The sequence below is a fragment of the Alteromonas sp. 5NW40-0090 genome (assembly GCF_057552975.1).
In genome coordinates, this window is record NZ_BAAJLT010000012.1 from 154,498 (window position 1) to 166,859 (window position 12,362).

The following is a 12,362-nucleotide window of genomic DNA, read 5'->3' on the forward strand; positions in this document are numbered from 1 at the left end:
TTTCATACAAGCAATTTGCCGTATAGACGTCTATATGTCAACCGCAGTTTTCACTACACTGTATTGCAAAAAGTGCAACACTCTTTAATTAATATTTCTTTTTAAGGTACAAATACGAGTTTAAGCCGTTTCTTTGCTGGCTTACTTGTACTCAAGTAGCTTTGAACAACGACTTATTTCTAAGATCATTCAACCCTAACTCAATCAAGACCTTTCTTTAAGCCAAACTCGCCTTCAAAAATGGGGCTGTTGCACTTTGTTGGACCTTAGCAACCTCCTCTGGTCTGCCTTCAGCAACTATTTCTCCTCCCTCATTACCAGCGCCTGGCCCCATATCAATAATGTGGTCGCAAGCCCCAGCCACCTGCATATTGTGCTCAACCATCACCACCGTATTCCCCGCTTCAACTAACGTACTTAAATGCTGCATAAGTAATGCAGTGTCTGAAAGATGTAACCCTGTAGTAGGTTCATCAAGCACGTAAAGGGTATTAGCATTTTGAGCACGTTTAAGTTCTGACGCTAGTTTAATGCGCTGCGCCTCGCCGCCTGATAATTCAGTAGCACTTTGCCCAAGGGTTAAATAGCCAAGCCCTACATTCATAAGCGTTTGAAGCCCACGCGTAATGACTTGATTACTATTAAATACAGATAACGCTTCTTCAACCGTAAGCGATAGTACATCAGCGATAGAATGTTCGTTGTACCCAACTTCCAGTACGTTTTCGTTAAAACGCTGACCATTACAAACGGTACAGGGGGAATAAACACTCGGCATAAACAATAGTTCTACCGATACCACACCCAAGCCTTCACAATGTGAGCACCTACCTTTTACAATGTTAAACGAGAAATGGCCCGCATCGTAACCACGGGATTTTGCTTCTTCGGTTGAAGCAAATAAACTTCTGATTTGGTCAAATATGCCGGTATAGGTTGCCAAAGTTGAACGGGGTGTCCTGCCGATGGGAGACTGATCTACCACAACTATACGACTTAACTCTTCAAGTCCGCTTTCAATACGGCCTTGTCGCGGTTCATTTTTATGTGAGAAGGTGTCGTTAGCAAGAAGCGAATTGGCGTCAGTAAGCAGTTCTTCCGTTTCTCTCGTTTCTCTCGTTTCATTCGCTCGCATCCCTTCTTTCTCAGCAGAGTTTAAACCATCTTTGACTAACTCAACTAATGCTTGGCTAATTAAACTCGACTTTCCAGAGCCGGAAACGCCTGTGACACAGGTCATCACACCCAGTGGAATATCAATATCAACATAGCTGACATTATTTCTGGACACGTCTTTTAAACGCAATACCCCTGATGATTTTCGCTTGATACGCTGGCTTAGGGCTTTATTGTTAAAAACATAGTCTGCCGTTGGGGAGTTTTTTATGCTTGCTAGTTTGTTAACCGGCCCACTATAAACAAGCTCACCTCCGTTCATTCCCGCTCTCGGCCCTACATCTACAACCCAGTTAGCGCCTTTAATGACGTAAGGGTTGTGCTCGACAACGAGTAGTGAATTTCCCGTTTCGGTAATATTGTGAAGCGCGCGAATAAGCCCTTCTACGTCGCGAGGGTGAAGACCTGATGAAGGTTCATCCATAACAAAGACAACGCCAAATAAGTTCGATTTAAGCTGGGTCGCCAGACGCAATCGCTGTAGTTCGCCTACTGAGATACTTGTTGTACTTCTATCTAACGAAATGTAATGAAGCCCAAGCGCTATTATAGGCTTCACTCTTTCAATAATGTCGCCCGTAATAGTACGTATCACCTGACCACGCTCTGAAGTATCGCCGTTCACTGACTTTCTTAACGCCTGAAGCTTTTCGTGAACTTGCTGTAGTGGCAGCCTTGAAAACTCAATAATATCTAAGCCATCAACTTTCACTGTCAGCGCATTCTGCTTAAGCTTTTTTCCACGGCAAACCGGACATGCTTCAACAGATATAAAGGGAGCAACCCGCTGCTTCATCTTCTCTTTTTGAGACGATTTGAAGGTATCGAGCACATGACGTCGCGCGCTGATAAACTTGCCATTGTAGCTGGCAGGTTCGCCCTCTTGTTGTGCTTTACGGGTTTGCGCTAGGTTATAGTTTCGATATACGGGTACCTGAGGCATTTCGTCGGTGTATAAGATCCAGTCACGCGTTTTTTGAGGCAGTTCACGCCATGGAATATCAACATCGATATCTAGCGACAACAATACCCTTACTAGGTTTTTGCCCTGCCACGCACCAGGCCAAGCTGCCACGGCGCCCTCACGTATGGTGAGGCTGTCGTCAGGTACAAGGCGATGAGCTTGTGTGTCAAAAACTTTTCCAATACCGTCACAGTGTTCACATGCACCTTCAGGTGTATTAGGAGAAAACCCGTCTGCGTAGACAATGCTCTGCTCTTTGGGATAATCCCCGGCCCGGGAATAAAGCATTCGCAGACTATTAGATAGCGTGGTGATGCTGCCAACGGAAGAACGAACTGAAGGTGCGCCACGGCGCTGGTGTAGGCCCACAGCAGGCGGTAAGCCGTCAATCGCGTCTACGTCAGGTTTCTCCACCTGGTCAATTAACCGTCTGGCATAAGGTGATATTGAATCTAAATAGCGGTGCTGAGCTTCTGCGTAAAGCGTACCGAAAGCCAAAGAAGATTTTCCTGAGCCAGATACACCGGTAAACACCACCACTTCATTTCGCGGTATATCGATACTGATATTTTTTAAGTTGTGTACACGGGCGCCGCGTACGTGAATTTTTCCCTCATCATTGTGCACTTCATCACCTGCTAATCACGTTTATTACAGATTGGTTAGGCACAGGTTCTTCATTTCGATCACTATTTTTGCGGATGCACTTTAGCTATCTGAAACTATATGTTGAGCCAAGAAATCAACAAGTAGCCTAATTTTAGGCGCAACATTGCGGTTTGAAGGAAAGACAGCCCAGATAGCCTCTTGTTTATCTTTATACTCAGGAAAAATCTCTATTAGCTGACCGGACGCCAACGCTTTACGCACGTAAAATCCGGGGAGTTGTGCAATACCCAAGCCAGCAACCGCGGCGCTGCATAGGGCATTCCCGCTGTTATACCGTACTCTCCCCTGTACAGGAATTGTTTGAATTTTATTATCGATAAGTAAACGCCAATGTGGTTGTGACCCCACCAGCAGCGAGTGCTCTTTTAACGCTTCAATACTTTTGGGCTGACCTTGCTCTTTAAAATAATCCCTACTTCCACATACAAACAAATGACGTGTAGCCAACTTTTTAGCAACCAGTGTCGAGTCTTCTAATTTGCCAATACGAATAGCGAGATCGAGACCAAGCTCCACAATATCGAGCTTTTCGTTTGAGAACGTGCATTGCACACTAATGCCAGCGTACTTTTGCATAAAGGTATTGAGCAAAGGCGCGATGAATGCTTCGCCAAACGCCACCGGCGCAGTGAGTTTTATCAAGCCTTGCGGCGATGCTTGGAGTGCGCTGACAGATAGCTGTGCATCTTCAAGAGCTTTTAAGGCAGGCAATGCCTGCTGAAAATACTGCGTACCCGCTTCAGTAAGCGATACGCTTCGCGTTGTGCGTTGCAATAATTTAACGCCAAGATGCTTCTCTAGTGACGAGACTTTTCGGCTTATTTGCGCTACTGATGTATCGAGCTTATTTGCAGCACCGGTAAAATTTCCCACGTCTGCCACTGCACAAAACTCAGCTATACCTTCTAAATACTTCATTATTGCTACTCACAAATTTGAGCTTATTCAATATAAAACTTTTTTCACTACATAAATTCTATTTTGCCAAGCCAATTATTACAAATATGAAAAAGTGATTTACTAAAACTGTATTTATCAATAGTAATCCGTCTCCTATACTTTGGCCTATAAAACATCATCATTTATTTATGGTTAAGGAGTCATTACATGGCGTCATTCAAAGATTCATTGCAGGAAGGTCAAACCCACATTAAATCAAAAGCTGCGGTGGCTTGGGGCCCAGGTGAACCGTTAGAGATGGAAGAAGTTGATGTAGAGCTTCCTAAAAAGGGCGAAGTGCTTGTACGCATTGTTGCAACTGGTGTGTGCCACACTGACGCATTTACATTATCAGGTGAAGATCCAGAAGGCGTATTCCCTTCAATTTTAGGTCACGAAGGTGGCGGTATTGTTGAAATGGTGGGTGAAGGCGTGACCAGCGTAGAAGTTGGCGATCACGTTATTCCACTTTACACCGCAGAATGTGGCGAGTGTAAGTTTTGTACATCGGGCAAAACCAACCTTTGCCAAGCGGTACGTGCAACCCAAGGTAAAGGCCTAATGCCAGACGGCACAAGCCGCTTCTCAAAAGATGGTGAGCCAATTTATCATTACATGGGCTGCTCAACATTTTCTGAGTACACGGTTTTGCCCGAAATCTCGCTAGCGAAAGTTAACAAAACCGCCCCATTAGAAGAAGTATGCTTACTTGGCTGCGGCGTGACAACCGGTATGGGCGCCGTGCTTAAAACGGCGAAAGTACAAGAAGGCGACACGGTTGCTATCTTTGGGTTAGGTGGTATCGGTCTATCTGCCATTATTGGTGCACGCATGGCAGGCGCCGGCCGCATTATTGGTATTGATATTAATGAAAGTAAGTTTGACCTAGCAAAACAGCTTGGTGCAACTGACGTGGTAAACCCACAGAATTTCGATAAGCCTATTCAGGAAGTGATTGTTGAAATGACTGACGGCGGTGTTGACTACTCGTTTGAATGTATCGGCAACGTAAACGTTATGCGCTCTGCCCTTGAATGCTGTCACAAGGGTTGGGGCGAATCTGTGATCATTGGTGTAGCTGGTGCAGGACAAGAAATTTCAACGCGCCCATTCCAGTTAGTGACAGGTCGCGTATGGCGCGGCTCTGCATTTGGCGGTGTTAAAGGTCGTTCAGAGCTGCCAGGTATTGTAGAGCAATACTTAAATGGTGAGTTTGGCCTTCAAGAGTTTATCACTCACACCATGGGTCTTGGTGACATTAACAATGCCTTTGATTTAATGCATAAAGGTGAAAGTATCCGCTCTGTTGTGCATATGGATAAATAATTTAAGCCTTAGCTCGGAACACGTTAGGAGAAGCTCTGCTTCTCCTTTTATTGATTACAATACCCCCTGCTCTAACGCCTTAAGCACTGCCCTCGTTCTATCTCGTACACCAAGCTTAGCCATGACTGAAGAAACTTGGTTCTTGATGGTACCTGTAGATTTGAACATGGCATCTGCAATTTCTTTATTACTGTAACCCGCAGCGATCAAACGGAGAATTTCGACTTCTTTCTCAGTAAGGGGCTCTGGGTTTTCGAACGATTCAAATTCTACGTTCAGTCCTTTCAAGCCTTGCAACACTTTTTCGGTTACCGCAGGCTGAATCAGCGTTTTGCCATTTTTTATTTGTGTAATAGTGTCTACTAGGGTTTCTAGCGACACATCTTTAAGCAGGTACCCTTTTGCACCCGCGCGCATTGCGCCATTCACCAATTCATGATCGTCAAACGTTGTAAGCATTAGCACTGGCGTACTAATCCCTTTATCACTCAGTGCAAGCAAAGTATCGATACCCGATAATTTGGGCATGCGAATATCCATTAATATCACATCACAGTTTAAAGCGTTTTCACTATCAATGAGCTGCTGACCATTTTCGTATTCGCCAACAACCTCAACGCTATCATCAAGCCCTAAAAGTGATTTGATGCCTTCCCTCACCAGCATTTGATCTTCTACTAAAATAAGGCGTGTTTTCATTCGCCCTCCTGAATGTGAATTGCGATGCGAAAACCCTGTTCGGTTTGCTGCCAGCTGATAGTTCCATTTAGCTCATGAACCCGCTCCTGCATTCCTTTTAGGCCATTGCCAGCCACCACATGAATTGAAGTGTCCGATTCGCTTTGCCCTGCTTCCTTTTGTACGCCTTCTGCACAAGCACCTTCTAAATACCTACACGGAGCATTGTCGAAAAGCGGTATGCTACTTGCCTGTTCACCACTTAGTTTCTTATCAGCCGTCAACGGCACCATGCTGTCTTGCATTAGTAGGTTATAAGCGCCGTTGTGTTGCGTCAGTGATAGGGAAAAATAATGCGCCTGTGTATGGCGGATCACGTTAGTTAGCGCCTCCTGCATACTTCGCAACAGGCAATCGGCAATTCGCACGTTGGTTAACATTAAATCGTCGTCAATGTGCAGATTTACCATCGGCCTAGGCAAATCTTTTATTAGTGCGTTTACCGCTAATGAAAAATCAATAGCCGCATTTTCCCGAATGTCAGAAATCGCTTCTCTAACATCAGAAAGTAGAAGCTTTGCGATACTGTGGGACTGCACAACGTACTGCTTTATGGCTTGCGATTCAGTGCTCTCTAATAAATCCGCCTTTCTCGACGCGACTTGAAGGTTAATGGTAAGCGCCGTCAAATGATGCCCTAAAACATCGTGAATGTTTCGCGCTATACGCAGGCGTTCATCTTGAGTCAGCGCCTGCTTCATTAGTTGCTGAGTACTTAATAATTGTCTATTGAGCGCATCGGCTTCTTCACGCGCTTTCGATTCTTTAATGGCCGTGTTTGACATGATCATGGCAAATAAATTGAATGTCCAAAAAAGCGCGCCGGTTAAGACAGCTCGCTGCTCTTGCCACACCCATCCTTGGATTAGGATTGTGGGTAAAGCCAATGGTATTGAAAGCACTACGCACTTTTTCCAATTAACATAGTAAGGAAGAATGGCGGACCAAATAACAATGAAGATGGCAAGGTAGGCATAGGGAAGCAAAAACTGGCAAAGTACCGCCAATAGAAACATCGTCCATAACAGTGGCAGTCTTAACGAAGGCATACTGTGGTCATGCCTACTGACAATCACAAAAGTCACCGCTAGCACACAGAAAATAGCAAGGGCGGAGAGGGTTCGCCAATGCATGAATGAGTATTGATGATACAAGAAGTAAAGTGCAGAGCCGCTTACAAACAACCACGTAATGCATGCAGATGCACGCTCAATATCGATGCTCACCCGCCAATGAGCAGGGATTGAGATTTTCATTCGTTTCTGACTACCTATAGCTTTTCGTTCTTATAGCGTTACTTTGACAAAAAACACAGTTCAATGCATAGGCCAGAAGTCACTTTTTATTTCATGACTTCTGGCACTGTTGTCAATCTCGTGAAGTTATCACTATAAGCCTACAATTTTGTTCATTGCCAAAGGAAAGCAAGATGCAAACAATTCATGGCTTTATAGTAGCGCTTCACGTTTTAACGGGTGCATTGTCACTTTTACTATTTTGGGTGCCTAGTTTTACGAGAAAGGGCGGAAAAGCCCACAAGAAATTTGGGGGTTACTATATAAAAGCGATGCTATTTACGTCTATTAGTGGCGTTATTAGCTCTACGATGGTGCTGTTTATTCCGCTAGTCATATACCCAACAATGCCCGAGCACTTTGAGTCTGTTGCTTATTTCACTGCATACCTTAGAGGTCAATATCTCTTTTTGCTGATGTTAAGCCTGTTGGTGTGGAACAACGTCAGGCATTCTGTAGCGGTGCTTAAAGTGAAGCAAGATCTTGAGCAGCTGCGCACAATTGAATATTTATGGCTACCCGCACTGCTTTTTGTCGTAGCTTCCATTGCGTTGTATCAGGGTATTACGTACGGCATTACGCTAACCTGTATTTTTGCCCCTATTGCTCTGTTAAATGCCGTCGGTATTGTGCGCTATGTTTATCAAAAAAACATCGTTGCAGGTTCGTGGGTAACTGAGCACATTGGACATATCATTGGCTCTGGTATTGGTGCATATACCGCATTTTTTGCCTTTGGAGGACGTGCGTTATTCGAAGGTTCGCCTTCACTGCAACTTGTCAGTTGGGTTCTGCCTGCCCTTATAGGCGTTCCTTTTTCAATCTGGCTTAGCTGTAAATACAAACCAAAATCATCTGGTAGTAATACGCCTTCTTTAAAAACTAAGGTAGTGAGAAGTTAAACTTAAAAGTGATATGTAAAAATTCAATTCAGAAGTTGTTATCAATGCCACGGTTAAGGCCTGTTTGCATAACAATGGCTTTGCCACTTGGACAACAAGCCATCAAATGTGTAACGTAAGAAATGGCAATAACGCCACCATTAACCAGTGTCAACATCGAGCGCTAAATTATGAAAAAGCACCATTCAGCAGCACTTAAAATACTGAAAGATAAGCTATCATTTCAAACGTCTAAGCGTAGTTTCGCTGTTGGTGCGACCTGTATTAGTTTAGGGCTAGGTTTAAGTGCACATGCAAGCGCATATCATGGAGACAATTCAACACCGCAAACCAGTGACCAAGCGCAAATGAATACCAAACCCACACTTGCAACGCTCACCAATTACCAAGAAAACGCACCATATATGTTCTCTTCGGGCTTGCCCGATGCCTCGCACCTTTCTTTACTGAAAGAAAAAGGGGTGACGCACGTTGTAGATTTGATCCCAGGGGATAGAACCAGCGAAATCTTAACTACCTCAGAATTAGGACTCGACTACTTTAATGTGCCCGTGGATTGGCAAGGCCCCACATTAGCCAACTTTTTAAATTACGCTGCATTTATGCAAACCGTCGATATCAAAGAAGACAAGGTACTCACGCACTGTAAACTGAATTGGCGAGGTGCTGCTTTTACATATCTATACAGAATTAACGTACTTGGTGAAAATGAAAAAGCTGCCCAAAAAGACCTTATGGCTATTTGGCATCCGAATCCAACATGGTTCGCTTTCATGAACGAAGTAATTGCCCACTACAATGAGGTAAACGGTAAACATGTAGCGATGTCGTTCGAGGCTGCCGCTCCTGAAAACCACTAAATTTCTGGCTTACCGAGAATAATAGCGGTCTAAGACCCACTCTTCCCTACCAAGCATATATGAAATTTCAGATTTATCATTGACACATACGGAATTTCATATACGATACATCACATACGAAATTTCATATGTGATGTTTTTTATGTCTAATTGTTGTGAACCTGCACAGCTAAAGCCTTTAACATTTTTCAAATGCTTGTCGGAAGACACCCGCTTAAAGACGCTGCTTATGCTCAGCGTAAAAGGTGAGCTATGCGTGTGCGACCTTACTGATGCGCTTCAATTAAGCCAGCCCAAAATTTCACGCCATCTCGCTGACTTACGAAAGTGCGGTTTAGTTCTCGATAACCGTAAGGGCAAGTGGGTGTATTACCAGCTCCATCCTGACCTACCTGCTTGGGCACTGGAGGTTATTAAGAACACCGCTATTCATAACAATGAATATATTAGCGAGGCGTTAGCGAATTTGTCCTGCGAGAATTGCTAGATTCCAAACTTTCTGGATGACAACACTGGTGTTTATTGCAGCTTAATACGTCGCCAAATATCTGTTTTTTTGAAGTCTTATTCTATTTATTACAGCTACCCACAGTAGCATCGACCATTAAACAAGGTTTTATATGAAGATTTTATATATTTGTACGCACAACCGTTGCCGCAGCATTCTTTGCGAGGCCATCACCAACGCCTCGAACGGCAATGTGGAAGCGCGTAGTGCTGGCAGCCAGCCTGTAGGTGAAGTACACCCTCTTTCTCTTAAATACCTTGTTGAACGCGGGTTCAATACAGACGGCCTTCAAAGCCAGTCGTGGGACGAATTTGAAGATTACGATGCTGATCTTGTTGTCACGGTTTGTGATTCAGCGGCGGGCGAGTCATGCCCTGTTTATTTCGGTAAATCTCTTAAGGTGCACTGGGGCTTAGAAGACCCGTCTAAGTTAGAAGGTAGCGAACAAGAGAAAGCAGAGGCATTCAACAACACCATCGATATTATTAAAAAGCGTGTAGCGGCATTAGCAGAACTTGCTGAGAAAAACTTAGATAAAGCAGCGCTTAAAGAGGCACTATCAAAATTAGGAGCCCAGTAATGGGTAACAGTAAATCAATGAGCCAAGATATATCAAGCAGCCAAGAAAGCTCAACGGTACAAAGCCCATCTGATAACGCGGTAATGACGCAAATGCACAAGCCAATTATGGCTAACTTTGCATCAAGGTTCTCAGATCACAAGCCGCGTATTTTGCTACTTTACGGCTCGCTCAGAGAACGCTCGTACAGCCGCCTAGTAATTGAAGAGTCGGCAAGATTGCTTGAGTACTTTGGTGCTGAAGCCAAAATCTTTGACCCTCGTGGATTGCCTCAGCCAGATACTGAAGATGACTCACATCCAAAAGTGAAAGAACTGCGTGAGCTTATGATGTGGTCTGAAGGGCAAATTTGGTGTTCACCAGAGCGCCACGGCAGCATGACTGGCATCATTAAAAGCATGATTGACTGGGTACCGCTTAGCCTTGGCGGCGTGCGACCAACTCAAGGTAAAACACTAGCGATTATGCAGGTTTCCGGCGGTTCACAATCGTTTAATGCGGTAAACCAAATGCGCATTTTAGGCCGCTGGATGCGCATGCTAACCATCCCTAATCAGTCTTCTGTGGCAAAAGCCTTTCTAGAATTTGAAGACGATGGTCGCATGAAGCCGTCACCTTACTACAACCGCATAGTGGACGTTGTTGAAGAGTTGGTGAAATTTACTTTGCTCACCCGCGACAACAAAGACTTTCTCGTTGATCGCTATTCTGAGCGCGTTGAAAGCGCAGAAGAAGTGAGTAAGCGTGTTAATCAAAAATCGCTGTAAAATTAAGACAAAGGTGGGTAGAGATGGGTTTCTTTGAACGTTATTTATCAGTGTGGGTTGGCCTTTGCATTGTTGCAGGTGTGGGCCTAGGCTATGCCATGCCAGGTGTATTTGCGTCTATTGCGGCACTTGAATATGCGCACGTAAACCTGATAGTGGCAGTACTTATTTGGCTAATGATTTACCCAATGATGGTACAAATAGACTTTGGCTCAATTAAAGACGTAGGTAAAAAGCCGAAAGGCCTTGTGCTCACCTTGGTGATTAACTGGCTGATAAAGCCGTTCACGATGGCATTATTAGGTTGGCTGTTTTTTAAGGGCATTTTTGCCGACTGGGTAGATCCGCAAACTGCCACTGAGTACATTGCCGGCATGATCTTACTGGGCGTCGCTCCATGCACAGCGATGGTATTTGTGTGGAGTCACCTTACCAAAGGGGATGCTAACTACACGTTAGTCCAGGTATCAATTAACGATTTGATTATGGTCGTTGCCTTTGCACCGCTTACCGCCATGCTGCTGGGCGTAACAGATATAACCGTACCGTGGGACACCCTCCTGCTTTCTGTTGCGCTGTATGTTGTAATGCCATTGATAGCGGGATATATCACGCGCCGTCGCTTGGAAAATAAAAGTAATAACACGCAAGGAAATGGCGCTGTTGACGCATTGGTTAGCAAGTTCAAACCCTTTTCAGTTATTGGTCTGCTTCTCACTATTGTTATTTTGTTTGGTCTTCAGGCCGAAACTATTTTGTCGCAGCCGCAAGACATCGTGCTTATTGCGATACCGTTACTTATACAAACTTACGGTATTTTTGCCATTGCTTATTTTGCCGCGAAGCGCATGAAGCTACCGCACAATGTTGCAGCACCGGCATGTATGATTGGTACATCGAACTTTTTCGAGTTGGCGGTAGCCGTAGCAATTTCACTATTTGGTTTGCACAGCGGCGCAGCACTTGCCACTGTGGTGGGTGTATTAGTTGAAGTACCCGTTATGCTTTCGCTAGTGTGGTTTGCAAACAAAACTCGCCACTGGTTTGACTAAGTAATGCCTATAAGAAATCAGCAGCGATGATAGTGGGAAAACAACAAAGGGCGAACCTATGGTTCGCCCTTTTTTATGAATTCAAATTCTAGACTGCAATTGGTGCTTTATATGTATCAGGAAGAATAAAACCAAAGCGCCGTAACACCAAGGTTAACTCTTCGCGTTTAATAGGTTTTTCAATGAAACCCAGTGCGCCCAATGACATCACTTTTTCTTGCATTATGGGCTGAATGTCGCCTGAAATCACAATAACAAACGTCTCAAGCTGGCGGCGTTTAATTTCACTTAATACGCTAAGACCACCTAAGACTGGCATTGTTAAATCCAACAATACTAGGTCGATGGTATGATGCCCCAGCACTTCTAGCGCGTCCATACCATTGGACACTTCATAGATAGCCTCAGCAAACCCCTTAGGTAGGCTGCGTCTGGCCATTTTACGTGCCAGCGCTGAATCATCACAAATTAGAATATTAAAACCCATCAATCACAATCTTATAATTGGTTACTAATCCATCTTCAGAATACATTAAACGAAAGTATAAGAAAATAATAAAAACATCAGATTATTGGCTACTTACTC

General features: G+C 44.3%; 12 protein-coding genes. 7 read left to right on the forward strand and 5 right to left on the reverse strand.

Translation table 11 applies throughout. The features are described from left to right. Positions 1-217: 217 nt before the first annotated feature. Both AC27KT_RS15640 and AC27KT_RS15645 read right to left on the reverse strand, forming a co-directional pair. Positions 218-2,767, reverse strand: a complete 2,550-nt coding sequence (locus AC27KT_RS15640) for an excinuclease ABC subunit UvrA (protein WP_487131480.1) — start codon at positions 2,765-2,767, stop codon at positions 218-220. A gap of 81 nt (positions 2,768-2,848) precedes the next feature. Next, positions 2,849-3,727: a LysR substrate-binding domain-containing protein gene (locus AC27KT_RS15645; protein ID WP_487131482.1), complete on the reverse strand. Its 879-nt coding sequence runs from the start codon at positions 3,725-3,727 to the stop codon at positions 2,849-2,851. Between the two features lie 189 nt (positions 3,728-3,916). Between AC27KT_RS15645 and AC27KT_RS15650 the strand changes: the two genes are divergently transcribed. Next, on the forward strand, positions 3,917-5,074 hold the full coding sequence (locus AC27KT_RS15650) for an S-(hydroxymethyl)glutathione dehydrogenase/class III alcohol dehydrogenase (protein ID WP_487131484.1): 1,158 nt from the start codon (positions 3,917-3,919) through the stop codon (positions 5,072-5,074). Between the two features lie 54 nt (positions 5,075-5,128). On the opposite strand, the gene AC27KT_RS15655 is transcribed toward AC27KT_RS15650, so the two are convergent. Beyond that, a complete protein-coding gene (locus AC27KT_RS15655; protein WP_487131486.1) occupies positions 5,129-5,773 on the reverse strand; it encodes a response regulator in 645 nt (214 codons plus the stop codon). Then, on the reverse strand, positions 5,770-7,068 hold the full coding sequence (locus tag AC27KT_RS15660; protein WP_487131488.1) for a sensor histidine kinase: 1,299 nt from the start codon (positions 7,066-7,068) through the stop codon (positions 5,770-5,772). Before AC27KT_RS15660 ends, AC27KT_RS15655 begins: the two co-directional genes overlap by 4 nt. A gap of 173 nt (positions 7,069-7,241) precedes the next feature. Here AC27KT_RS15660 and AC27KT_RS15665 point away from each other — a divergent pair, with 173 nt between their 5' ends. The 6 genes from AC27KT_RS15665 to arsB all read left to right on the forward strand — a co-directional run bounded on the left by AC27KT_RS15665 (position 7,242) and on the right by arsB (position 11,776). Continuing rightward, positions 7,242-8,009, forward strand: a complete 768-nt coding sequence (locus AC27KT_RS15665; protein WP_487131490.1) for a hypothetical protein — start codon at positions 7,242-7,244, stop codon at positions 8,007-8,009. A 170-nt stretch (positions 8,010-8,179) separates the two neighbouring features. Next, positions 8,180-8,869, forward strand: a complete 690-nt coding sequence (locus tag AC27KT_RS15670; protein WP_456251614.1) for a protein-tyrosine phosphatase family protein — start codon at positions 8,180-8,182, stop codon at positions 8,867-8,869. Positions 8,870-9,002: 133 nt separating this feature from the next. Next, on the forward strand, positions 9,003-9,356 hold the full coding sequence (locus AC27KT_RS15675) for a metalloregulator ArsR/SmtB family transcription factor (RefSeq protein WP_487131557.1): 354 nt from the start codon (positions 9,003-9,005) through the stop codon (positions 9,354-9,356). Between the two features lie 133 nt (positions 9,357-9,489). Next, positions 9,490-9,957, forward strand: coding sequence for an arsenate reductase ArsC (locus AC27KT_RS15680; protein WP_487131493.1), 468 nt, complete (start codon positions 9,490-9,492; stop codon positions 9,955-9,957). Further along, positions 9,957-10,724 carry an arsenical resistance protein ArsH gene (gene arsH / locus AC27KT_RS15685; RefSeq protein WP_487131495.1) on the forward strand — a complete coding sequence of 256 codons (768 nt, stop codon included), beginning with the start codon at positions 9,957-9,959 and terminating at the stop codon, positions 10,722-10,724. The genes AC27KT_RS15680 and arsH overlap by 1 nt, the downstream gene beginning before the upstream one ends. Positions 10,725-10,747: 23 nt before the next feature. After that, entirely contained in the window at positions 10,748-11,776 is a 1,029-nt protein-coding gene (arsB, locus tag AC27KT_RS15690; RefSeq protein ID WP_456251617.1) for an ACR3 family arsenite efflux transporter, read from the forward strand. Positions 11,777-11,864: 88 nt separating this feature from the next. On the opposite strand, the gene AC27KT_RS15695 is transcribed toward arsB, so the two are convergent. Then, complete coding sequence (locus tag AC27KT_RS15695) at positions 11,865-12,263, reverse strand: response regulator (protein ID WP_487131497.1); 399 nt, start codon at positions 12,261-12,263, stop codon at positions 11,865-11,867. Positions 12,264-12,362 lie beyond the last annotated feature (99 nt).